Below are 22371 nucleotides of genomic sequence, written 5' to 3' on the forward strand. Positions count from 1 at the left end.
GTGGTAAACACCGTCTATGTCCAAAGTCACCCCAGCCACGCGCGCGCTTGAAGCCGCCGGTGTTGCCTTCACAGTCCACACTTACGACTACGATCCCGACGCCGTGAGCATCGGCCTCCAGGCCGCGTCGGCGCTCGGCGAGGAGCCCGCGCGAGTCCTGAAGACGTTGATGGCGCTGGTGGACGGCAAGCCGGTCTGCGTCGTCGTCCCCTCCGACCAGGAAGTCTCCATGAAGAAGCTCGCCGCTGCCGCGAGCGGCAAGTCGGCGCAGATGATGAAGCCGCCGGAGGCCGAACGCGTCACCGGCTACAAGGTCGGTGGCATCAGCCCGTTCGGACAACGCAAGCAGGTCGGGACCGTGATCGAGCAGAGTGCGCTCGCGCATGACTTGGTTTATCTCAATGGCGGGCAGCGCGGCTTGCAGGTGCGGCTCAAGCCAACCGATGTGCGGGATGTATTGAAGGCGATCGTCGCGGATGTGCTGGCCTGAGGGCGACGGAGCGGGATCATGAGGCGTCCACAGCTGTTGTGGCTCTTGATCCTGCTCGGCATCTGCCTTCCGGCCGAGGCGCATCAGGTCAATCTCGTCACGGCGCGCGTGGCGCTGGCCGCCGATCGCACGGTGAGTGTCGAACTCGGCCTGAAGGGCAGCGATGTCGATCGCCTGATCGGCACGAAGATCTATGATACGCGGCAGGACGCGGTCGATCCAGCCGCGGTCGAAGCGGCCAAAGCCGCTATCCTTGTCTATCTCGACAAGCATCTGGCTGTCACGGGTGGCGGTACGCCTTGTTCGTCGGGCGATGCCGCGATCCTGCCGGACGGCGACGGCATCGTCTATCGCAACAGTTTCGCTTGCGCGCATGCGGCCGGTGACATCGTCTACCGCTCCAGCGTGCTGACCGAGAAAGATCCGACCGCCCGTCAGGTCGTGCTGATCGCTCAAGGCAAGTCCGAGATGCAGGCCCTGCTCGACGCCAGCAATACGACGGTCTCGCTCTCGACCGCGCCGCCGTCGCTGTGGCCGACGATGCAGCGCTACCTCGTCACCGGCGTCGAGCATATCTTCCTGGGCTATGATCACATCGCCTTCCTGATCGCCATCGTGCTGTGGGCGCGCCGGCTGATGCCGGTCGTCAAGATTGTCACCGCCTTCACGATCGCCCACTCGATCACCCTGTCGCTGGCGGCGCTGAACGTCCTTGTGATCCCGAGTCGCATCGTGGAGCCGGCGATCGCCGCGTCCATCGTGTTCGTCGCCGTCGAGAATTTCATGTCGCGCGACATCGACAGGCGCTGGCGCGTCGCCTTCCTGTTCGGGCTGATCCATGGCTTTGGTTTTGCCGGCGTGCTTCGGGAGATCGGCCTGCCGCCGAATGCGGTGGCGCCGGCGCTTGCCGCCTTCAATGTCGGCGTCGAGATCGGGCAGATCGCCATCGTCGCGATCGTGCTGCCGGTGCTCGGCCTGCTGGACCGGTTGACCGCGGTTGATCGTGCCGAGTCGGTGAGGGCGGCACGGCTGGTCCATGCGGTGTCCGCGCTGATAGGCCTGCTCGGCAGCTATTGGCTGCTTGTGCGCGTGCTCGAGGCGTAACGTGCCTACTGCTTCTGCAGCAATTTCAGCCGGCAGCGCAGTGCCTCGCGGATATGCGCGCGCGCAAGCTGCTCGGCCTTGTCGCCGTCGCGGGCGGCGATGGCCTCGATGATGGCCTGGTGCTCGCCGTGGCTGGTCGAGGGACGGCCCTTCACCGTGAAGGTGGTCGCGCCGAGCAGGGCGATCCAGTCCTGCAATTCGCCTGACGCGTTGTCGAGATAGCGGTTGCGCGCGGCGCGGCAGATGGCCTCGTGAAAGGCGCGGTTGAGTTTCGCCATCTCGGCGGGATCAGTCGCGGACGCCTCGACAAAAGCCTGCTCTATGTCGCGGAGTGCATCGATCTCCGGCGCGGAGGCGTGCTCGGCGGCGAGACGCGCTGCGGCGCCTTCCATGATCTCGCGCATGGCGTAGAGCTCAAGCACCTCTGAGATGTCGAGGTTGCGGACGATCAGCCCGCGGCCGCCGGCGGGTTCGACGAAGCCGCGTGCCGCGAGCCGGCCCAGCGCCTCGCGCACCGGCGTGCGGCTGACCTTGAGCCGCTGGGCGACCTCTTCCTCGCGCAGGCGGTCGCCGGCACGGTAGCTGCCGGCCTGGAGCGCCTCGCAGAGTGAGCGGAACACGGCTTCGCCGAGCGCGACGCCCGCGCCGCGCGCAATCGATCCGCCTGTCTTTGCCGGACGCTTGGCCATGATCTCCTCGGGTGCATCCCGTCCATGCAGAGAGGCCGCTTGCGCCGCCATTGTATATCTTTGTATACAAACGTACGCAATGGAGGATCGGGTTGACCGAGCCCCCCGCGGGCAGAATGTCTCTAATTTCGTCGCATCGGGCAGACGGCATGAGCAGCAAATACGACGTGCTGGTGATCGGCGGCGGCAACGCGGCGCTGTGCGCGGCGATCTCGGCCCGCCGCGGCGGTGCATCGGTCCTCGTGCTCGAAGGCGCGCCGAAATTCTATCGCGGCGGCAACACGCGCCACACCCGCAACATGCGCTGCGCCCACGACGCCGCCACCGAAATTCTCACCGGCCCCTACACCGAGGAGGAGTTCTGGGAGGATCTGCTGCGCATCACCGGCGGGCAGACCGACGAAGTGCTCGCCCGCCACATGATCCGGGAATCCAAGGACATCCTGAACTGGATCGTGGAGCAGGGTGTGCGCTGGCAACCCTCGCTTGGCGGCACGCTGAGCCTCGGCCGCACCAACTCCTTCTTCCTCGGCGGCGGCCGCGCGATGCTCAACGCGCTCTATCTCACCGCCGAGCGGCTTGGCGTCGAGGTTGCGTATGACGCGGAGGTGACCGACCTCGTGATCGAGGACGGCATGTTCCTCGCAGCCCGCCTCAAGCGGCCGGTCAACGGCGAGACCGAAATCCGCGCGACCTCGCTGGTCGCGGCGGCCGGCGGGTTCGAGGCCAACATCGAATGGCTGAAGCAATATTGGGGCGAGGCCGCCGACAATTTCCTGATTCGCGGCACGCCCTATAATCGCGGCTCGATCCTGAAGATGCTGCTCGCCAAGGGCGTCCAGGAGGTCGGCGATCCCACCCAGTGCCATGCAGTCGCGATCGACGCCCGCGCGCCGAAATTCGATGGCGGCATCATCACCAGGCACGACTCCGTCGTGTTCGGCATCGTCGTCAACAAGCATTCGCAGCGCTTCTATGACGAGGGCGAGGACATCTGGCCGAAGCGCTACGCGATCTGGGGCCGGCTGGTCGCGGCCCAGCCCGACCAGATCGCCTACATCATTTTCGACTCCACCGTTGTCACGAGCTTCATGCCGACGCTGTTCCCGCCGATCGCTGGACAGACGATTGCCGAGCTCGCCGGCAAGCTGGAGCTCGATCCGGTCGCGCTGGAGAAGACCATCACCGAGTTCAACGCCGCGGTGCGTCCCGGCACCTTCGACCACACCATCCTGGACGACTGCGTGACCGAAGGCATCACGCCGCAGAAGACGCATTGGGCGCGCAAGATCGAGACGCCGCCTTATCTCGCCTATCCGGTGCGGCCCGGTATCACCTTCACGTATCTCGGCACGCGCGTCACCAAGGAGGCACGCATGCTGATGGCTGACGGCAAGCCCTCGGCAAACATGTTCGCGGCCGGCGAGATCATGGCGGGCAACGTGCTCGGCAAGGGTTATGCCGCCGGCATGGGCATGACCATCGGCAGCGTATTCGGGCGGATCGCTGGACGGGAAGCGGCACGCCACGCCAGGAACTAGGATCAAGAAAAGACGGAGGGAGTCATCATGTCACGCATTGCCATTGCTTCGATCGCGGCGCTGCTGATGGTCGGCCACGCCAGTGCCGCCGAGCCGATCAACCTGCGCGACATGGGCTCGTTCCATGTCGGCGGGCGCCTCGTCGAAATCTCCGGCAAGCCGGTCAAGGAAGTCGTGTTCACACCGGGCGGCGTGCCGGCCAAGGTCGATCCCAACGGCACCTATCAGGTCGAGCAGATGTATGTGCAATATTTCCTGCCGGCCAACGAGAAGGGCGCCTATCCGCTGCTGATGTGGCATGGCGGTGGGCTGACCGGCGTCACCTACGAAACCACGCCTGACGGACGCGAAGGCTGGCTGAATTATTTTCTGCGCAAAGGGTGGCCCGTCTACAATTCCGATGCGGTGGAGCGCGGGCGCGCAGGCTGGGCGCAATACCCCGATATCTTCAAAAGTGAGCCGGTCTTCCTCACCACGGCCAATCCATTCGAGCGCTTCCGCATCGGCGACGGGCCGAACTCCTATGATCCAGATCCCGCCAAGCGAAAATTGCTGCCGGGCAACCAGTTTCCCGTCGAAGGCTACGAGAATTTCGTCAAGCAGAGCGTGCCGCGCTGGACCACGACGGACGATGCGACCATCGCCGCCTATATCGCCGAGATCGATCGCGTCGGTCCTTCGGTGATCCTGTTCCACAGCCAGGCCGGCAGCTTCGGCTTCAAGGTCGCGCAGGCCCGGCCCGACAAGGTCAAGGCGCTGATCGCGATCGAGCCAGCCGGACTCGGCGATCCCGCCAAGGCCGATGTGCTGAAGAACATCCCGACCCTGATCATCTATGGCGACTATATCGCGCAGGATTCGCGCTGGCCCAAGATTCGCGCCAACGGCGTCGCCTTCGCGGACGCAATCAAGGCGGCCGGGGGCAGCGTCGACATCGTCGACCTCCCGCAGGCCGGCATCAAAGGCAATTCGCACATGGTGATGATGGACAAGAACAACCTCGAGGTCGCAGCCCTGATCCAGAAATGGCTCGAGGGCAAAGGCCTGACGAAGTAGGCGCCATGCACGGAACCCGAATTTTGGACGAAGCCGACCGTCTGATGACGGTCTGCAATTCCTGCCGCTACTGCGAGGGACTTTGCGCGGTCTTTCCCGCGATGGAGATGCGGCGCGCCTTCTCCGACGGCGACCTCAATTATCTCGCCAACCTCTGTCATTCCTGCGGCGCCTGCTATGTCGACTGCCAGTTCTCGCCACCGCATGAGTTCAACGTCAACGTCCCCAAGACGCTCGCGGTGGCGCGCGCCGAATCCTATGCGGCTTATGCCTGGCCGCAGGCGTTGTCAGGCAGTTTCGCGCGCAACGGCCTCGTCATCAGTATCGTCACCGCGCTCAGCATGGCCGCCTTCATTCTCGGCTTCGCCGCCCTCAACGACCGCAGCGTGCTGTTCGGCGTCCACACCGGCCCCGGCGCGTTCTACAAGCTGATGCCGCATAACGCGATGGCCGCCTTGTTCAGCGCCGCGTTCCTCTTTGCGATGTTCGCGCTCTTCATGAGCGTGCGCGCGTTTTGGCGCGACATCGGCGCGCCGATCGGCGGTCGGGCCGACGGCGGCTCGATCTTCCAGGCGATGCGTGACGCCGGCGAGTTGCGCTATCTCCATGGCGGTGGTGTCGGCTGCTACAACGAGGACGACAAGCCGACCGACCGTCGCAAGCTGTTCCATCATCTGACCTTCTACGGCTTCCTGCTCTGCTTTGCCGCGACCTCCGTCGCCACGCTGTACCACTATCTGCTTGGCCGGGAGGCGCCGTATCCGGTGTGGGATCTGCCCGTGGTGCTTGGCACGCTCGGCGGCATCGGGCTCGTCGTTGGTCCGATTGGCCTGTTTCTCGCAAAAACACGCCGCGATCCGGCGCTGCTCGATGAGAGCCGCTACGGCATGGATGTCGGCTTCATAGCCATGCTGTTCCTGACCGGTCTCACCGGTATGCTGCTGCTGATCCTGCGCGAGACCGCCGCGATGGGGCCGCTATTGGCACTGCATCTCGGCGCGGTGTTCGCGCTGTTCATCACCATGCCCTACGGCAAGTTCGTGCACGGCATCTATCGTTTCGCTGCGCTGGTGCGTTATGCGCAGGAACGGCGTAGCGAGGCCGGATCTTGAGGGGCGTGCTGCGCTGACGTATGTCTTCCCGGCTCGCGCACAGCGCGAATCGCTCAGGGAGCCTGCGCTCATGTATATGTTTCTGCCGTTTCTGCTGGCGCTCGCGGGCTGCGCGTCCGTCTGGCGTTCGCGCGCGGGACTGAGCTATGCGCTCTGGAGCGCAACAATCGCGGTGACCGTGGCGTGGTTCTTCCACCACGCGACCGATCCGCTGAAATTTTCCTTCTGACGGTGTCGAGATGAGCATTGCAGAGATGGGCGAGCAACGGCCAGCCGGCGCGATCCTGAACGTGCTTGGGCTGCTCGGGATCTCGCTGATCCTGGCCGTCGCATTCTTCTATCAACTCGCACTTGGCGAGTTGCCTTGTCCGCTTTGCCTGCTGCAGCGCGCCGGGTTCATCGCGATCGGCATGGGTTTCCTGTTCAACATGCGCCTCGGTGAGCGTCCGTCACACTACGCGATGATCCTCATAGCGAGCCTCGTCACCGGCTTCATCTCGCTCCGGCAAGTGTCGCTGCACATCGCGCCTGATGATCCTGGCTACGGCTCGGCGTTGTTGGGCTTGCATTTCTACACTTGGGCGCTGATCGCGGCGATCGGTGTCATCTGCTACGTTGCGCTCGTCTTCGTCCTGAAAGATGTCACCGACAAGCGAGACGCCTCGCCCCTCAACGGACCGGCATCGAACGCGGTGTTCGCGATCTTCGCGTTACTTGTTGCCGCAAACCTCCTGTCGACCGTGCTGGAGTGCGGCGCCGGTCAGTGCGACGACAACCCGGTTCGCTATCTCCTGCTCAAGTGACCGGATTGAAGCAGCGGTCGCGCAGGAAGCGATGGTCTGCGCGATCGCGACAGCGCGACGCGGAAGCCCGGTATGCGATGCCGTGAAGCAACCACTCCGGGACATCGCGCGACGCCTGTTTGAGGCGCTTCGCGCATCTCTCTTAGGCCACCTCGCGCTCCGGCGAGGATGCCTGCTCACGGGCCATGGTCGTTGCCGTGACATAGTCGGTCTTGCCGGTGCCGAGCAGCGGCACCTTGTCGACCACCATGATCGCCGCAGGCACGGTCAACTCGGACGCACCGATCGTCTTGGCCTGGCCTTGCATCGCGCTGCGCTCAGCGTTCTTCTCTGTCGTCAGCAGCACGATGCGCTCGCCCTTGCGCTGGTCCGGGATCGACACGGCAACCGAAGCGGCCTGCGGCCACAGCGTCGTCGCGATCGCCTCGACCGCAGACAGCGAGACCATTTCACCCGCGATCTTGGCGAAGCGCTTGGCGCGGCCCTTGATAGTGATGAAGCCGGCTGCGTCGATCGCCACGATGTCGCCGGTGTCATGCCAGCCCTCGGCGAGCGGTTCGAGCACGCCGGGGTTTTCGGCCCTGAGGTAACCGAGCATCACGTTCGGTCCGCGCACCGAGAGGCGTCCGCCTTCCTCGATGCCGGGGACCGGATCGAGCTTGCTTTCCATCAGCGGCGAGAGGCGGCCGACGGTGCCGGGACGGTTGGCCATCGGCGTGTTCATCGCCAGCACCGGCGCGGTTTCGGTCACGCCGTAGCCTTCGAGGATGCGGATGCCGTAGCGCTCCATGAACACCTGCCGCGTGCGGTCCTTGACCGCCTCGGCGCCGGCGATCACGAGGCGCAGGGTACGGAAGTCGTAGGCATGGGCCGACCGTGCGTACCCGGACAGGAACGTGTCGGTGCCGAACAGGATCGTGGCGCCGGTCTGGTAGATCAGCTCGGGCACGATGCGGTAATGCAGCGGCGAGGGATACATGTAGATCGGAATGCCCGCGAGCAGCGGCATCATCATTCCGCCGGTCAGACCGAAGGAATGGAACACCGGCAGAACGTTGAACACCTTGTCATTGGCGTTGGCATCGACCCGCGCCAGCGCTTGCGCCGCGTTGGCGAGGATGTTGCGGTGAGACAGCACGACGCCTTTGGGCGTGCCTTCCGAGCCTGACGTGAACAGCACGACGGCCGGATCGTTGGCCTGACGGGCCACGCGCGGCGCCGTGCCCGCGAGCAGGCCCTTGATCTTGTCGGCCGTGCCGATCGTGGCGCGGACATCCTCAAGATAGACGATTCGGGCCTCCGGGGAGATCGCGGCCATCAGCTTGTCGAGCTTGCCCTTCTCGATGAAGGCTTTCGACGTCAGCACGGTCTTGACCTGCGCGGCCTTCATGGCGGCGAGGACGTTGACCGGGCCGGCCGAGAAGTTGAGCATCGCCGGGACGCGGCCGATGCTTTGCAGCGCCATGAACACGACGGCGACGCCCGCGGAGTTCGGCAGCAGCACGCCGACATTCTCGCCGGCCATCGTGCCGGTCTCGAGCTTGCGGCTCAGGACCTGCGCGCCGAGGATAAGCTTGCGATAGGTCAGCTTGGTGCCGAGCGCGTCCTCGATGATGACCTTGCCGGTATCGCGGTCGCGATAGGCGTGTCCCAGCGCTTCGAACAGCGTGTGATCGAGCATGGCATTCTTGACCATCGCATCAATCATGACGTCCTGAAGTGCTGCGCCCGCGGCATTGCGGCGTGTCTTGCCCTTCAGCGCCGGATCGACCGGCAGCTTGACCGGCGGCAGGATCGTCACTGTCACCCGGGGGAACCACGTGCGCTTGATCTGGCTGCTGTTGAGATAGCTGAGATGCGAGCGCTGGGCACCTTCGATACGCACCGGCACGACCACGGCGTCGGCCTTGTCGGCGATCATCGCGGTGCCGTCATAGACCTTCATCAGCGATCCCGAGACGGTGATGCGTCCTTCCGGGAAGATCACCACCGGCTCGCCCGCGGCGACCAGCTTGATCAGGTCGCGCGCGGCGAGCGGCTTGGTCGGGTCCATGGTGTAGTGCTTGACCACGCGCAGGAACGGCTTGGCCCACCAGGCCTTGGCGATGCCGGTGTCGACCGCGAAGCTGGCGTCGATCGGCAGCACGGCGTGCAGCAGCGGGCCGTCGATCAGGCTGACATGGTTGGGTGCGATCAACATACGCGTGCCGGCTGGCGGCAGGTTTTCAAGGCCGCGCACTTCTGTGCGGAACAGCGCGCGGAACAGCAGCCCGCCGAAATCGCGCACGCCTTCCTTGCCCCACTTGGTCAGCACGAACCAGACCGCGCCGAAGCTGGCGACGCCAAGGCCGAAGAAGATCCAGCCGATATGCAATCCAGCGGCCTGCAACAGCGCGACGAACAGCGATCCCGCGACCATGAAGGCGGCCTGCAACACGTTGCCGGCGGCGATGATGCGGGCGCGCTCGGTCGGCGCCGACCAGGCTTGCACGGCTGCGAAGGAGGGAACAACGAACAAGCCGCCGCCGAACGCGAAGGCGACGAAGTCGACCAGCATGCGAAGGCCGGCGAACGAGGTGGCGAAGTCGGCTGCCGTGATATCCTGGCCCTTGGCAGTCACGCCGATGGCCCAAGCCAGATCGAGGCCGGCAAAGCCCATGATGATGGCGCCGATCGGCACCAGCGCGAGGTTCGGGCGAACATGGCTCAGGCTGGCCGCGAACAGCGAGCCGATGGCGATACCGATCGCGAAGACCGCAAGGCACAGCGTCACGACGCCTTCGGTGCCACCGACGACGTCCTTGACCAGCGCCGGCAGCAGCGACAGCACAATCGCGCCAACCAGCCAGAACCAGGAGACGATCACGGTGCCGTCCCACAGCCGGTGATCGGCGTGCAGCGTCTTGAGCAGGCTGACGGTCGAGGTCCAGGGATTGGCATCGACCGGCAATTCGGGCGCGGACGGCGTCGTTTGCGGAATGCGGGAAGCGAACGCCCAGGACAGCAGGGCCAGCACGACCACGGCCGATGCGACCCAGCCCATATGCGCGGAGCCGGCCACGAACTGGCCGCCGGCGACGGTGCCGAGCAGGATGGCCATGAAGGTCGCGCCTTCGACCAGCGCGTTGCCGGTCGCGAGCTCACCGAGCTCGAGCTGGTCCGGCAGCATGGCGTATTTCACCGGGCCGAACAGGGCTGCGATGGTCCCGAACAGTGCGAGCGCCGTGAACAACAGCGGCACCGAATGCAGGAAGAAGCCGGCGGCGGCAAAGCCTGCCGCAAAGATCTCGACGAATTTGAGCCGCCTTGCGACGACGGACTTGACGTATTTGTCGGCGAGCTGGCCGCCGAGCCCGGACAGGATGAAATAGGGGAAGATGAAGACGGCGCCTGCCACCGTCACCAGGGCATCGCCGTGGCCGGTCGCGGCGCTGTAAAGCAGGATGATGACGAGTGCGTTCTTGAGCACGTTGTCATTGAGCGCCGAGAAGAATTGCGCCCAGAACAGCGGCGCAAAGCGGCGTGACGACATCAAATCCCTGATCATGACGAGTCCTGTTTTGGAAGGGCAGCCTGAGGTTGTTAAACTGTCGGTGAAACGTCACGACCGGAAGGTTATGGGATGAACGATGGCCCGGTGATGATGGTCGCCGGCCTGCTCTGTCCCCTCGATCCTTCCGATCCTGTTGGTCTCCAAGTGGTCTCGTTAGGTTCGCAAATATCTGGTCGCGGCCGTGGTTCGGGCGGAAGGGCCGCACCTACCGGGATATCGGGCCGGGCGATGAGGAAAAGCTGAACCGCATCGCCGAAATCCGCAAGGCCGGCTGCGAATGGCGGGACATGGTAATTCCTTCCTTGCAGCCAGATGTTGCATTCGAGCCGACCGGAACGTGCCGGCTGCGCCCGCCTCAGGTGAGATGGGCGAGGTGGCGAAAGGGCGAGAGGCGTCCGAGCAGGTTGAACCGGCGGCCCTCGTAACGGCTGCGGGCGCGGCTCGCCCGCCACATCCGAAAGGTCGCGCGACGCTCGGTCAGCACGCCGGCGATGTCGCAGGCATTTGCGATGCGATCGATCGGGCCCATGGCGAACCGCAGGAGGGCACGACCAGATCCGCTCACGAGAGCGGCGGCGTCGTCGACGAAGGTGGTGACGATATCAACAGCAAGGGTTTGCATTTTGAAGGTCTCCGGGTTAAGTTGAACAATGTTCACGTTGGTAGCTTGAAAATGAACAATGTTCAAGAAGAATCGACCCGAGACCAGAAAAAAAATCGGCGACGGCTCCAGATCTTGGAGATCGCCCGCGGTATTATCGCAACTAAAGGATTGAGATCGTTGAAGGTTCGGGACGTTGCGGAGGCCGCCGGCTGCTCGGTCGGCAGCGTCTATAACGAGTTCGGCGACTTCGACGGGGTGATCCTGACCGTTAATCGGGAGACCGTACAGGCGCTGACGGTGCGGTTGGGCGGGGTTCCGGCCGAAGATCCGGTTCGCCAGCTCTACGGCCTGGCCGAGACCTATCTCGATTTCTTCGCCGCGCACGCCAACCTGCTGCGCTCGCTGTTCGAGCATCGGATGGAGGACGATCGTCCCTATCCCGACGACATCCTTCAGATGGTCATGGACGCTTTCGCGTTGATGCATCCGCCCCTGGTGCGGGTGCTACCGGACGCCGACGACGTCAAGATCGCGCTGCTGTCGCGCACGCTGTTCTCCGCCGTGCACGGGATCATCTCGCTCGGCCTCGAAGAACGCATGATTGCCGTGCCGCCGCAGATGCTGCGCCAGCAGGTCGTGCAGTTCGTGGACGTGCATCTCGCGGGTCTTGGAATCTTGCCGGTCCGCTGACCGGGCGAGCAACGTCACGCGCGCGCAGCTTCGCGCGGCCGCGACGCGACCACGACGACGTCCGGCCGGCCGCTGTCGACCTGGATCCGGTTGCGTCCCTTGTCCTTGGCGCGATAGCAGGCCGCATCCGCGCGCCGCATCACGTCCTCGAGCGCGGCACCGCCATCTGCGATGCAGGCAACGCCGATGCTGGCCGTCACTGCAAAGCAACGATCGTCCCAGATGAAGTTGAACAGCTCGAGCGACCGCCGTAGCCGTTCGGCGACATCGACGGCGTTCGAGGGCGGGCAACGCGGCAGGATCAGGCCGAATTCGTCGCCACCAAGCCGGGCCACCAGATCATGCGGACGTCTGTCCTGCTGCAACAGCTGCGCGATCTGGTAGAGCAGGCGGTCGCCGGCGAGATGGCCGCAGCTGTCGTTGACGTTCTTGAACTGGTCGAGGTCGATCAGGATCAGGCCAAGTGAATCCGGTCCGATGGCGTCCAACTCGCTTTGCAGACGGGCCTCGAAGGCGCGGCGGTTGGAAAGGCCGGTCAGCCAGTCGTGCGATGCCTGGTACGCCAACCGCTCCTTCTCGGCATGCAGGGCATCTTCGAATTCCTGTCGTTGCAGCACCAGCCGTCGCGTGTGCCAGATCAGGAGCAGGATCAGCGTCACGGCGGTGACGACGTTGATGCAGGTCAGCGTCACCGTGATGGCGCGCGAGCCCTCGCCGAGAACGGTCGAGAACCGCTCGGCATGCCCCGTGAACTGCCGGTTCAGCTCCGACAATCGCGTCGACAGGACTTGCAGGCGGTCGCTGTCCCGGATGGGGCCGTTCTTGAGCTCACTCCGGATGACCTCGCCGAAGACGCTGAGCTCCAGCAGCATGGGATCGGTTGCAGCCCACTCCCGGATCGCCTCCCGGAGGAAGCTGACCTGGTTGAAATAGCGGAACAGCCAGATCAATCCCGGGACGTCGTCGGGATGGTTGCCGCCTTGCAGGAAGCCGATGCGAGCAGTCTCGACATCGACCGGATCGCGTTCGAGCGCCCACCTCGCATATTCGTCGCCGATGGGGATGGCGAGCGAGGTCTGGTACTGCGCGAACTGGCTCGCTTCGCCCGAATGCAGATAGAGATTGAGGAAATAGACGGCGTTCTTCTGCGAGCGCGACCACATCGCCTCGCCCGCGACATAGGCGCGGACCGAAGACATGACGTCGAGGCTGAATCCCGCGATCGCCGCCTGAAGCACGACGACCATGACGAAGGGCGAGACGAGTTTGATGACGTGAAGGAAGCTGCGTTCCTTCGCCGACGTTGCGGTTCTGCGAAACACTCTGCGTTCCCCAATCGCTCAACGACCCCAGCCGAGCGTTGCGCTGATAACGCGAATAACGCGGGAACGCTGCTTAACTCGACCTCAAAAACTTGAGGGACCGCATCACAGGGTGAAAGCGCTATGACACGGATGCGAACACATTGATGAAAATGTCGCAGATCAAAATGGATGTGAACTCCGCCGAGCCAAAGGCTCGACGTCATCGCAATTCATACCTCGAAGATATGGGTGTCGCGCTTAGACCAGCACCGGCTTGCGCACGCGGCCGGCGTCGCCGAACACGCGCAGATAACGCTCGATCTCCGAGGGCAGGCCGGTCGCCTTCTCCGGATTGTCGGAGAGCTTGACCGCCGGATGGCCGTCGACCGACGACACCTTGCAGACCAGCGAGATCGGATCGAGATTGAACGAGCCGTCCGGCGGGCAGCCGACGAAGTCGTTGGTGAGGTTGGTGCCCCAGCCGAAAGAGAGCCGCACCCGTCCCGAGAAGTGGTGATAGGTCTCCTCGATCGAGCCGACGTCCATCGCGTCGGAGAACACCAGCAGCTTGTCCTTGGGGTTGCGGCCCTTCTTCTCCCACCAGGCGACGATCTCCTCGCCGGCCTGGACCGGCGGCGCGCTGTCGGGGCGGAATCCGGTCCAGTCGGCGACCCAGTCCGGCGCATCGCGCAGGAAGGCCTTGGTGCCGAAGGCGTCGGGCAGCGCGATCAGCAGATTGCCGCCATAGGTCTGGCGCCACTGGTCGAGGATGCGATAGGGCGCCCAGCGCAATTCCTCGTCGTCCTTGGCGAGCGCGGCCGCCACCATCGGCAGCTCGTGCGCGTTGGTGCCGATGGCTTCGAGATCGTTGTCCATCGCGAGCAGCACGTTGGACGTGCCGATGAAGGACGGGCCCAGGCCTTCCTTCACGGCTTCCACGCACCAGCGCTGCCAGAGGAAGCCGTGGCGGCGGCGGGTGCCGAAGTCGGAGAGCCGCAAATTCTCGAGCTGGCGCAGCCGCTCGACCTTGGTCCACAACTTGGCCTTGGCACGGGCGTAGAGCACGTCGAGCTCGAAGCGGCCGCGGCCCTTCATCGCCGCACGCGAGCGCAATTCGTTGAGGATGGCGAGCGCCGGAATTTCCCACATCGTGGTGTGGGTCCAGGGACCGTGGAAATGCAGCTCGTACTGGCCCTCGACCTTGCGCAGCTCGTATTCGGGCAGTCGGAATTCGGCCAGCCAGCGGATGAAGTCCGCCGAGAACATATGGGTCTTGCCGTAGAAGGTATTACCGGCGAGCCAGATCAGCTCCTTCTTGCCAAAGCGGATGGTGCGGGCGTGATCGAGCTGGGCGCGCAGCTCGCCCTCGTCGATGATCTCGGCGAGCCGCACATGGCGCGAACGGTTGATGACCGAGAAGGTCACCTGCTGAGCAGGGTAATCTTCCCGAATCATTTGTAACATCAATAGCTTGTAGAAGTCGGTATCCAGCAGGCTGCGGATGATGGGATCCAGCCGCCAGCTGTGATTGTAGGTCCGGCTCGCAATGTCGGTCACTGTCATGGGGCAATTCTAGCGTGGCCGTCCCGACGCAACCAGTGGGTTTGATGGGGGCGGGCCATTGCATGAGGCGTGGACCGGGGCATCCTCCCCGCGCCTCAGCGGTCGGAGAACAATTCCTTCGTCCAGCGCAGAGGCGCCGTGAGTTTCCAGGAGGTCGAGTCCTGGACCGCTTTCAATCGCGCCTGTGCGGCATGGGTCTCCGCCTGCAATGCATACCGCTCGGCCATGGCGGAGTCGCGCTCGGTCGTGACCCAATCGCGCATGTTTGCGTCCTCGCGCCACGGGCTGAACAGACGGGCAAAGGCCTGACGCAACTCGGCGCCCGCATGCTCGCGCAACGCGGCGGTCATGGCATCCGCCTCGATCATCCTGAGCCGCGTCGACGGATTGCTGATCCCCGCATAGTGGTGAACGATCGGGTCCGGCGCGGTGGCGAGACCGGGGATCGAATTCCAGGCTGTGTCGAGATGCGCGAGGCGGGACCGATTGGGCTCGTCGGGACGATCAGGGCCGAGCCCCAGACAGCCATCGTAACCGAGTGCGTGGAGGATGGTTGCCTGGTCGAACCAGGGATGCCGCAATTGGCCGGTCTCCCAGACCCGCGTGAAGAATGCGCGTGACCAGTCGGTCGTCCGGATCAGCATGATTCCGGAATTGAAGTGCGGGACGAAATCCGCCGCCATGATCTCGGACGTATCGGGACCGTGCCAGGCCATATGCAGATCGGCGCCGTCGACGGCCGCCGTCCTGATGTCGACATCGTTCCGAAGCACGACGGCATCGACGTCCATCCAGAGAATGAAATCGAAATCGTCTTCGAGCGCGGCCTGGATCACCTCGACCTTGAGCCAGCCGCGTGGACGCTTCCAATCATCGCCATGCACGACACGGCATTCGTAACCGTGCGCTTGCGCGAACGCCTGCATGCGGGGGACGGTGAAGGCGGCGAGCGGTTGCTGAACGGAGTCGTAAGCTGTCAGAAGACAAAGGCCTGATGTCACGAGTATTCTCCGGGCGCCTTTGGCTGGCATCCCATCCGCACGGCAGCGGAATTTTAGCGTAGTCATCGCAGCGCAGCCAATGAACCGGCATTCGCAAAGGCTCAGCCAATTCAGGTTGCGGCGGCCGCAGCCACAGACTCGAGTTGTGCTCTGATCCAGCGATGGGCCGGGTCTTTCTGATAGCGCTGGTGCCAGACCATGAACATCGGCAGCTCCGCCAGCGTGCTTGTGCGCGACGCCAGCGGAATTCGCGTTTGCGCGAAACCCCGCATCACGCCGGAAGCGAGCAGGCTCGGCATGCTCGCCAGCATCTGCGAGCCGCGCAGGAAGGATGGCACGCCGGAAAAGCTCGGCACCGAGATGGCGATGTCACGATGGCAGCCGTTGGCCGCCAATCGGCGGTCGAAGTCGAGCCGCTCGTTGTCGGTATAGACCACCGTGATATGACGCGCCGCGAGATACCCGTTTCGGCCGGTGGGAGCGGCGCGCGCCTTGGGATCGAAATAACAGACGTAATGATCGCTCAGCAGCCGCTTCTGCACGATGTCGACGCCGGACGGCGGCAGCGGCGTGATCAGGAGATCGCAGCGGTTTTCGCGCAGCATCGCGGGCGAGGGCGATTGCGAGGGGATCACCCGCAGGTTCAGGCCCTTCACCTGTCCTGCGACATGATCGAAGAACCGCGGCAGCAGCAGATCGCGCTGGAGGTCGTTGGCGGCGACCGTCAGCGACAGCTGCGCGCTGGCCGGCGCGAAGGTGACGCCGCCGGCAAAGCTGCGCATCTCGTCGATCAGCGCTCGCGCCTTCGTGGCCAGCGCCTGCGCGTGGGCGGTCGCGACGATGCCGCGGCCGGATTTGGCAAACAGCGGATCGCCCGCGATCCGCCGCAGCTTGTTCAGTCCGTGGCTGACCGCGGATTGTGTCAGGCCGAGTCGCGTGGCTGCCGCCGTGACCGAGCCTTCCTCCAGCACGGCAAGGAACAGCTCGAGCGCGTGACCGTCGAGGGCCAAATGATCGATTTCTTTCATGAAACATATTATAATCGATCTATATATCTGTGGAATAGGCTGGCCCATGATCTCCCGATAAGCCGAGCGCCCGGACCCTGGGCGCCAAGGGAGAGACAATTCCGATGAATGCCCAGGCGCCAGCCTTGCAGGATCCCCGCCTCAATCGCCCCGAGCCGTTCACGCCGCCGCTTGGCGATGGCGGCTTCTTCCAGCGCGACCACTCCATCCATCCGCCCGCACATGCCCCCGGCTACAAATCCTCGGTGTTGCGCTCGCCGCGTCAGGCGCTGTTGTCGCTGGAGACTTCGGTCTCGGAAATCACCGGCCCGGTTTTCGGCCACAACGATCTCGGCCCGCTCGACAACGATCTGATCCGCAACTACGCCAAGGACGGCGATCCCGTCGGCGAGCGCATCATCGTCCACGGCCGCGTGCTCGACGAGACCGGCCGCGGCGTGCCGAACACGCTGGTCGAGTTCTGGCAGGCCAATGCCGGCGGCCGTTACCGGCACAGGAAGGACACCTATCTCGCGCCGGTCGATCCGAATTTCGGCGGCTGCGGCCGCGCGCTGACCGACGACACCGGCTATTACTATTTCCGCACGGTGAAGCCCGGCCCTTACCCCTGGCGCAACTTCGTCAACAGCTGGCGGCCTGCCCACATCCACTTCTCGGTGTTCGGCTCGGGCTTTGCGCAGCGCTTGATCACGCAGATGTATTTCGAGGGCGATCCCCTGATCCCGGTCTGCCCGATCCTGACCACGATCCCGGACAAGGACGCGCTCGACCGCCTCGTCGCTCCGCTCGACCTGAACGCCTCGACGCCGTTCGACTCGCTCGCCTACCGCTTCGACATCGTGCTGCGTGGCCAGCGCTCGACCTATTTCGAAAATCGCACCGCGGGGAACTGAATCATGCCGCAGCCGCTCAACTATCTCAAGGAAACCGCGTCGCAGACCGCCGGGCCCTACGTTCATATCGGCCTGATCCCGGCCATGGCCGGTTTCGACATCTTCGAGAAGAACTTTTCCAACGTCCTGGTGACGCCTGATACGCAAGGTGAACGCATCGCTCTGGAAGGCAAGGTGATCGACGGCAGCGGGTCGCCGCTGCGCGATGTGCTGTTGGAGATATGGCAGGCCAATGCGGCCGGCCGCTACAACCATCCGGCCGATCGTTCGTCCGGCGCGCTGGACGGGGACTTTCGCGGCTGGGGCCGCGGGGGCTCGGATTTCGAGAGCGGCCTCGTCACCTTCGAGACCGTCAAGCCCGGCGCTGTCATCGACAAGACCGGGCGCAAATGCGCGCCGCACGTCAATGTCTGGATCGTCGCGCGCGGCATCAATATCGGTCTCAACACGCGGCTCTACTTCTCGGACGAGGAGGCCGCCAACGCCGCCGATCCCGTGCTCAATTTGATCGAACCGGCCGTCCGCCGCAAGACGCTGATCGCCTCGCGCAGCGAGCGCGCCGGCAAGATCGTGTATTCCTTCACGATCAATCTTCAGGGGCCGGACGAGACGGTGTTCTTCGACGTGTGAGACCTCAGGCCTCGTCGCCATGGAGCTGCGCGCGGAAGGCGCGCGGCGACACGCCGGTGGCGGCGGCATAGACGCGGCTGAAATAGGCGGGATCCTCGAAGCCCAACGCGTAGGCGATCGTCGACACCGGCAGATTGGTATAGACGAGGTTGCGCCGCGCCTCACGGATCAATCGGTTGAGGATCAGATGAGAGGCGGTGTCGCCGGTGGCGGCCCGCGTCACGCGATTGAGATGCGTCGGCGTGATCGACAGCGCGTCGGCATAGTCCGCGACGCTCCAGCGCTCCAGATGACGCTGCTCGAGCAGCGCCTCGAAGCGGCGGAACAGGACGTTGTCCGCCGCGCCGCTGCCGCCGCTCTCGCTGCTGAGCGCGCGCGCGACCAGCCCGATCATGGCCGCCGACAACGCACGCAGCACATGCGCACGGCCGAAATCGCGCGCGGCATGCTCCGCGAAGATCTGCTTCATCGTGGTGCGGATCTGCGTCGTGCCGTGTAACACGGCGGATTGCGACAGGGCGCCACGCAGTCCTTCCGAGGCAAGCAGCACCTCGTCCAGAATTTCCGCGGCGATCGTCAGCACCCAGCCCTGGGTATCGGGCACGAAGCGGAAGCCGTGGACGTGACCGACCGGCACGTTGACGATCTGCATCGGTTTCAGCGGCACCACGCGTCCGTCGAGCGTCGCCTCGCCGCCGCCGCGCTCGATCAGCAGAACCTGGTGCAGCCGGGCGTGGCGGTGCACCGCCAGCGTCCAGTCATGCAGCACCGAGCGCGACGCGATCGTTTCGCAATGCACGACGTCGGGCAGGTCGCCGGACTCGCCGAACAGATTGTAGACCCGGATGGCCGGGGCGGAGGCTGTGGTTCTCATGTTCGAATAGTACAAGACAAAGGCGAAAGCCTCCATCGGGTCGCGGCACTGAATCTGCAAAAAAGTGCCGACAGGAGGACGCAAAAATGAAAGTTCAGGTCTGCATCATCGGCGGCGGGCCGTCCGGGCTGTTGTTGTCCCAGCTGCTGCACCTGAAGGGCATCGACACAATCGTGCTGGAGAAATACGGCCGCGACCACGTCCTGGCCCGCATCCGCGCCGGTGTGCTCGAGCACGGTTTTGCAAAACTGATGCGCGAGGCGCAATGTGGCGAGCGGATGGACCGCGAGGGCGAGATCCACGGGGGATTCGAGATCGCCCATGACGGCGTGCTCTCCCATATCGACCTGCACAGGCATTCCGGCGGCAATTCGGTGCTGGTCTACGGCCAAACCGAGCTGACGCGCGACCTCTATGAAGCGCGCGACCGCCTCGGCGGCAGGGTCGTGCATCATGCGGAAGACGTGACGCCGCACGATCTCACGTCGGAGCGGCCGTACGTCACGTATCGCTCGAATGGCGAAACCATTCGCATCGATTGCGATTACATCGTCGGCGCCGACGGATTCCACGGCGTCAGCCGCAAGTCGATCCCGAAAGACGTGCTGCGCGAATACGAGAAGGTCTATCCGTTCGGCTGGCTCGGCGTTCTGTCGCGGACCAAGCCGGTGTCGCCGGAGCTCGTCTATGCCAGGCACGCGCGCGGTTTTGCGCTGTGCTCGCTGCGTTCACAGGTGCTGAGCCGCTATTACATCCAGGTGCCGTTGACCGACAAGGTCGAGGACTGGAGCGACGATGCGTTCTGGGCCGAGCTGAAGCGCCGCCTGCCGGACGAGGTCGCCGGCCGCCTGATTACGGGACCCTCGATCGAAAAGAGCATCGCCCCGCTGCGCAGCTTCGTGGCGGAGCCGATGAGCTATGGCCGCCTGTTCCTCGCCGGCGATGCCGCCCACATCGTGCCGCCGACCGGCGCGCGCGGGCTGAACAGTGCCGCGTCCGACATCTATTATCTCTATCACGCGATGCTCGCGCATTATCAGAGCGGCGACGATTCCGGCCTCGAGGGCTATTCGGCCAAAGCCCTCGCGCGGATCTGGAAGGCGCAGCGGTTCTCGTGGTGGATGACGATGCTGCTGCATCGGTTTCCCGATCGGCTCGACTACGAGGATCGGCTTCAGCAGACGGAGCTGGAATATCTGCTCTCGTCGGAAACGGCGCAGCGCCTGCTCGCAGAGAATTACGTGGGGCTGCCGTTCTAGCGTGGCTAACGCCGCTACTTCCCTTCCAGCGTATTCACCGGCGTCCAATCCGGCGGTGGTGGATTCGCAGCGAGCGATTTCGCGCGCTTGGCGAACAGCGCCGATGCCGGGTCGGCCTCTGCCGCCCGTCCGAATGCATCAGCCGCCTTCGCAAACTCACGCGCGCGCCAGCAGGCGAGCCCCTCGGCATACGCCGCTGCCACCTTTGCCTGTTCCGCGCTTTCCGTATCCTTGCCGGCCCGCGGCTCGAACACCTTGATCGCTTCGCCGCGACCCATCACCCTGATGGCGTCGAGCTCGCGCCAGGCGAAGCTGTCGCCGGTCTGCGCCATCGTCGTCTCCGAGGCCATGATCGCGGTGCCGTAATATTTGTTGGCGCCTTCCAGCCGCGAGGCGACGTTCACGGTGTCGCTCATCACGGTGTAGTTGAAGCGACGGCGCGAGCCGATATTGCCGACCACGGCTTCGCCGCTGTTGAGGCCGATACGATGCGACAGGCCGTGGCCGGCGAAGGCCGGATTGTTGGCGTTGAGGTCCGCGAGCTTCTCGTGACACTTCAGCGCGGCATGGACGGCGTTGCGCGCGTGCGCGGGATCATCGGCCGGCGCGCCGAACATCGCGACGATGGAATCGCCGATATATTTGTCGACATAGCCGCCATGGCCTTCGATGATGTCGGTCATGGCGGAGAGATATTCGTTCATCAACGTCACGAGCTCGCCCGGCGTCATCGTCTCTGCGATCGACGAGAAGCCGCTGAGGTCGGAAAAGAACATGGTGACGTTGCGCATCTCGCCGCCAAGCGCCGGCATCTTGCCGGACGCGACCATGGTGTTGATCACTTCGGGTGCGAGATAGAAGGCAAAGCTCTTGCGCAGGAAGCGCTCGTCGCGATCGGCGAGCACGAAGCGATAGCCGATCATCATCGCGAGCGCGGCCAGGCTCGCGAGCGCGGGCTCGGTCAACGGCAGTGCCAGGGCGTAAACGAATGCGCCGACGGCCGCGACTGCGTAAACGGCGGTGAGGCCGAACCAGACAATCAGCGCGCCGCCCGGTGCAAGCACGCAGGCTGCGCAGGCGATGACCGCCGCGAATGCGATGGTGAGGATCGTCCGCGCCAGAAAGCCGGGTTCAGTCACGGCGTCGCGCTCGATCAGGTTTCGGACGGCGGTGGCATGCACGAAGACACCGGCAATGTCGCTGCGGGCCTTCGGCGCGGCAACGGTCGGCGCGGGCAGGGTGCATCGCGCGGCCGGCGTCCCGTCATAGCCGCCGGAGAGGCGCATCGAGGTGAGCTTGCGGTCCTCGAAATTGAGGATGGTGCCGAGCAACACGACCTTGCCGTCGAAGGCGCGGCGGAAGAAATCGCGGTCGCCTTTTTCGGCGCAGGCGCGCAGATCGGCAAAGGAGAAGGTCGGAACGTCGCGGCCCAACCCGCGAAAATTCAGCGTCAGCGTGTTTGGCACGGCACTCGGGATGGCATAGCCGGACAGCTCGGTCGCGCCGGACGGCGCAATCCCGGGCTTTGCGCCGAGCGCCCGCGCGGCGAGCTCGACGGCCATCGCGGGCACCGGCTTGCCGTCGATGGAGAAGCTCAGCGGCATCCGCCGGATCACGTCGTCCGCGTCGGTGTGGACGTTGAGCGCGCGGATATTGGTGCGCACCGCCAGTTGCTGCGCGCGGTAGGGCCGCTCCGGATGGTCGTTGCTGAGGATTTCTCCGAGCACGAGTTTGCCGTTGTCGGAGAGTTGCCGGAGCGCGATCAGATAGTCCCGGTCAAACCCCCTCATGCGCGTGCCGAGCGGCGCCTCGCCAAAGGGGATTTCAGATTGCTCGATCGAGCTCGGAAAGATCACATCGAAGCCGACCGCCTTGGCGCCGCCGTCGGCGATGCTGCCGAGCACCCGGCCGATCTCGCGCGTCCAGGTCAGCGTCGGCGATCCCTTGAAGGGCGGGGTGTCGTAGGTCTCGCCGTCGATGGCCACGACGACGACCGGCGATGTCGCGGGATCACGGCGGTCACCGATGAGCTTGGCACGCAGCGCTGTCAGGATATCGAGCGAGAGACCTTGCAGCGTCTGAAGCGGCGGAGACGTGAAGACTGCGCCCGCAAGGAGCGCAATCAGGAGCGCCGCAACGATGTCCCGCCTGCCGATCCGCCGCATCGCCCCGACGCT

At 64.6% G+C, this 22371-nt stretch carries 20 protein-coding genes; 11 read left to right on the forward strand and 9 right to left on the reverse strand.

The window, feature by feature from the left end:
• Positions 1-16: 16 nt before the first annotated feature.
• Together ybaK and AB7532_RS07225 are read left to right on the forward strand one after the other, a co-directional pair.
• Positions 17-490, forward strand: a complete 474-nt coding sequence (gene ybaK / locus AB7532_RS07220; RefSeq protein ID WP_441234113.1) for a Cys-tRNA(Pro) deacylase — start codon at positions 17-19, stop codon at positions 488-490.
• An 18-nt stretch (positions 491-508) separates the two neighbouring features.
• Positions 509-1594: a HupE/UreJ family protein gene (locus tag AB7532_RS07225; RefSeq protein ID WP_441234114.1), complete on the forward strand. Its 1086-nt coding sequence runs from the start codon at positions 509-511 to the stop codon at positions 1592-1594.
• A 5-nt stretch (positions 1595-1599) separates the two neighbouring features.
• Here AB7532_RS07225 and AB7532_RS07230 read toward each other — a convergent pair whose 3' ends face one another.
• Positions 1600-2283 carry a GntR family transcriptional regulator gene (locus tag AB7532_RS07230; protein ID WP_441234115.1) on the reverse strand — a complete coding sequence of 228 codons (684 nt, stop codon included), beginning with the start codon at positions 2281-2283 and terminating at the stop codon, positions 1600-1602.
• Between the two features lie 149 nt (positions 2284-2432).
• Here AB7532_RS07230 and tcuA point away from each other — a divergent pair, with 149 nt between their 5' ends.
• The 5 genes from tcuA to AB7532_RS07255 all read left to right on the forward strand — a co-directional run bounded on the left by tcuA (position 2433) and on the right by AB7532_RS07255 (position 6795).
• The gene (gene tcuA, locus AB7532_RS07235) at positions 2433-3824 is read left to right on the forward strand and encodes an FAD-dependent tricarballylate dehydrogenase TcuA (RefSeq protein WP_441234116.1); all 1392 of its coding nucleotides are present in this window, start codon (positions 2433-2435) and stop codon (positions 3822-3824) included.
• Between the two features lie 27 nt (positions 3825-3851).
• Entirely contained in the window at positions 3852-4880 is a 1029-nt protein-coding gene (locus AB7532_RS07240; protein ID WP_441234117.1) for an esterase, read from the forward strand.
• A 5-nt stretch (positions 4881-4885) separates the two neighbouring features.
• Complete coding sequence (tcuB, locus tag AB7532_RS07245) at positions 4886-5992, forward strand: tricarballylate utilization 4Fe-4S protein TcuB (RefSeq protein WP_441234118.1); 1107 nt, start codon at positions 4886-4888, stop codon at positions 5990-5992.
• A 70-nt stretch (positions 5993-6062) separates the two neighbouring features.
• The gene (locus AB7532_RS07250; RefSeq protein ID WP_441234119.1) at positions 6063-6221 is read left to right on the forward strand and encodes a DUF5993 family protein; all 159 of its coding nucleotides are present in this window, start codon (positions 6063-6065) and stop codon (positions 6219-6221) included.
• 10 nt (positions 6222-6231) lie between these two features.
• The gene (locus AB7532_RS07255; RefSeq protein WP_441234120.1) at positions 6232-6795 is read left to right on the forward strand and encodes a disulfide bond formation protein B; all 564 of its coding nucleotides are present in this window, start codon (positions 6232-6234) and stop codon (positions 6793-6795) included.
• Between the two features lie 142 nt (positions 6796-6937).
• Here AB7532_RS07255 and AB7532_RS07260 read toward each other — a convergent pair whose 3' ends face one another.
• On the reverse strand, positions 6938-10342 hold the full coding sequence (locus AB7532_RS07260) for an acyl-[ACP]--phospholipid O-acyltransferase (RefSeq protein WP_441234121.1): 3405 nt from the start codon (positions 10340-10342) through the stop codon (positions 6938-6940).
• Between the two features lie 361 nt (positions 10343-10703).
• A complete protein-coding gene (locus tag AB7532_RS07265; protein WP_441239207.1) occupies positions 10704-10970 on the reverse strand; it encodes a hypothetical protein in 267 nt (88 codons plus the stop codon).
• Between the two features lie 51 nt (positions 10971-11021).
• Between AB7532_RS07265 and AB7532_RS07270 the strand changes: the two genes are divergently transcribed.
• Entirely contained in the window at positions 11022-11642 is a 621-nt protein-coding gene (locus tag AB7532_RS07270) for a TetR/AcrR family transcriptional regulator (RefSeq protein ID WP_441234122.1), read from the forward strand.
• Positions 11643-11656: 14 nt separating this feature from the next.
• On the opposite strand, the gene AB7532_RS07275 is transcribed toward AB7532_RS07270, so the two are convergent.
• The 4 genes from AB7532_RS07275 to AB7532_RS07290 form a co-directional block, all read right to left on the reverse strand.
• Positions 11657-12964, reverse strand: a complete 1308-nt coding sequence (locus tag AB7532_RS07275) for a GGDEF domain-containing protein (RefSeq protein ID WP_441234123.1) — start codon at positions 12962-12964, stop codon at positions 11657-11659.
• Between the two features lie 240 nt (positions 12965-13204).
• Positions 13205-14509 (reverse strand): nicotinate phosphoribosyltransferase, encoded by a 1305-nt coding sequence (gene pncB / locus AB7532_RS07280; protein WP_441234124.1) that lies wholly within the window; start codon positions 14507-14509, stop codon positions 13205-13207.
• Between the two features lie 95 nt (positions 14510-14604).
• Complete coding sequence (locus tag AB7532_RS07285; RefSeq protein ID WP_441234125.1) at positions 14605-15510, reverse strand: putative nucleotide-diphospho-sugar transferase; 906 nt, start codon at positions 15508-15510, stop codon at positions 14605-14607.
• Between the two features lie 110 nt (positions 15511-15620).
• The gene (locus AB7532_RS07290; RefSeq protein ID WP_441234126.1) at positions 15621-16586 is read right to left on the reverse strand and encodes a LysR family transcriptional regulator; all 966 of its coding nucleotides are present in this window, start codon (positions 16584-16586) and stop codon (positions 15621-15623) included.
• 56 nt (positions 16587-16642) lie between these two features.
• Between AB7532_RS07290 and pcaH the strand changes: the two genes are divergently transcribed.
• Together pcaH and pcaG are read left to right on the forward strand one after the other, a co-directional pair.
• Positions 16643-17431 carry a protocatechuate 3,4-dioxygenase subunit beta gene (gene pcaH, locus AB7532_RS07295; protein ID WP_441234127.1) on the forward strand — a complete coding sequence of 263 codons (789 nt, stop codon included), beginning with the start codon at positions 16643-16645 and terminating at the stop codon, positions 17429-17431.
• A 3-nt stretch (positions 17432-17434) separates the two neighbouring features.
• Complete coding sequence (gene pcaG, locus AB7532_RS07300) at positions 17435-18061, forward strand: protocatechuate 3,4-dioxygenase subunit alpha (RefSeq protein WP_441234128.1); 627 nt, start codon at positions 17435-17437, stop codon at positions 18059-18061.
• 4 nt (positions 18062-18065) lie between these two features.
• On the opposite strand, the gene AB7532_RS07305 is transcribed toward pcaG, so the two are convergent.
• Positions 18066-18971 carry a helix-turn-helix domain-containing protein gene (locus AB7532_RS07305; protein ID WP_441234129.1) on the reverse strand — a complete coding sequence of 302 codons (906 nt, stop codon included), beginning with the start codon at positions 18969-18971 and terminating at the stop codon, positions 18066-18068.
• A gap of 50 nt (positions 18972-19021) precedes the next feature.
• Between AB7532_RS07305 and pobA the strand changes: the two genes are divergently transcribed.
• The gene (gene pobA / locus AB7532_RS07310; protein ID WP_441234130.1) at positions 19022-20194 is read left to right on the forward strand and encodes a 4-hydroxybenzoate 3-monooxygenase; all 1173 of its coding nucleotides are present in this window, start codon (positions 19022-19024) and stop codon (positions 20192-20194) included.
• 14 nt (positions 20195-20208) lie between these two features.
• Here the strand turns inward: pobA and AB7532_RS07315 are convergent, their stop codons facing one another.
• A complete protein-coding gene (locus AB7532_RS07315) occupies positions 20209-22359 on the reverse strand; it encodes a CHASE2 domain-containing protein (protein ID WP_441234131.1) in 2151 nt (716 codons plus the stop codon).
• Positions 22360-22371 lie beyond the last annotated feature (12 nt).

Origin of the sequence: Bradyrhizobium sp. 930_D9_N1_4, from assembly GCF_052076015.1 — a bacterium.
Taxonomy (GTDB): Bacteria; Pseudomonadota; Alphaproteobacteria; order Rhizobiales; family Xanthobacteraceae; genus Bradyrhizobium.

What these genes read in the sequence shown, in the direction of transcription:
- ybaK (WP_441234113.1), top strand. Translation starts at nt 17, where the DNA reads ATGTCCAAAGTCACCCCAGCCACGCGCGCGCTTGAAGCCGCCGGTGTT.
- AB7532_RS07225 (WP_441234114.1), top strand. Translation starts at nt 509, where the DNA reads ATGAGGCGTCCACAGCTGTTGTGGCTCTTGATCCTGCTCGGCATCTGC.
- AB7532_RS07230 (WP_441234115.1), bottom strand. Translation starts at nt 2,283, where the DNA reads ATGGCCAAGCGTCCGGCAAAGACAGGCGGATCGATTGCGCGCGGCGCG.
- tcuA (WP_441234116.1), top strand. Translation starts at nt 2,433, where the DNA reads ATGAGCAGCAAATACGACGTGCTGGTGATCGGCGGCGGCAACGCGGCG.
- AB7532_RS07240 (WP_441234117.1), top strand. Translation starts at nt 3,852, where the DNA reads ATGTCACGCATTGCCATTGCTTCGATCGCGGCGCTGCTGATGGTCGGC.
- tcuB (WP_441234118.1), top strand. Translation starts at nt 4,886, where the DNA reads ATGCACGGAACCCGAATTTTGGACGAAGCCGACCGTCTGATGACGGTC.
- AB7532_RS07250 (WP_441234119.1), top strand. Translation starts at nt 6,063, where the DNA reads ATGTATATGTTTCTGCCGTTTCTGCTGGCGCTCGCGGGCTGCGCGTCC.
- AB7532_RS07255 (WP_441234120.1), top strand. Translation starts at nt 6,232, where the DNA reads ATGAGCATTGCAGAGATGGGCGAGCAACGGCCAGCCGGCGCGATCCTG.
- AB7532_RS07260 (WP_441234121.1), bottom strand. Translation starts at nt 10,342, where the DNA reads ATGATCAGGGATTTGATGTCGTCACGCCGCTTTGCGCCGCTGTTCTGG.
- AB7532_RS07265 (WP_441239207.1), bottom strand. Translation starts at nt 10,970, where the DNA reads ATGCAAACCCTTGCTGTTGATATCGTCACCACCTTCGTCGACGACGCC.
- AB7532_RS07270 (WP_441234122.1), top strand. Translation starts at nt 11,022, where the DNA reads ATGAACAATGTTCAAGAAGAATCGACCCGAGACCAGAAAAAAAATCGG.
- pncB (WP_441234124.1), bottom strand. Translation starts at nt 14,509, where the DNA reads ATGACAGTGACCGACATTGCGAGCCGGACCTACAATCACAGCTGGCGG.
- AB7532_RS07290 (WP_441234126.1), bottom strand. Translation starts at nt 16,586, where the DNA reads ATGGGCCAGCCTATTCCACAGATATATAGATCGATTATAATATGTTTC.
- pcaH (WP_441234127.1), top strand. Translation starts at nt 16,643, where the DNA reads ATGAATGCCCAGGCGCCAGCCTTGCAGGATCCCCGCCTCAATCGCCCC.
- pcaG (WP_441234128.1), top strand. Translation starts at nt 17,435, where the DNA reads ATGCCGCAGCCGCTCAACTATCTCAAGGAAACCGCGTCGCAGACCGCC.
- AB7532_RS07305 (WP_441234129.1), bottom strand. Translation starts at nt 18,971, where the DNA reads ATGGAGGCTTTCGCCTTTGTCTTGTACTATTCGAACATGAGAACCACA.
- pobA (WP_441234130.1), top strand. Translation starts at nt 19,022, where the DNA reads ATGAAAGTTCAGGTCTGCATCATCGGCGGCGGGCCGTCCGGGCTGTTG.
- AB7532_RS07315 (WP_441234131.1), bottom strand. Translation starts at nt 22,359, where the DNA reads ATGCGGCGGATCGGCAGGCGGGACATCGTTGCGGCGCTCCTGATTGCG.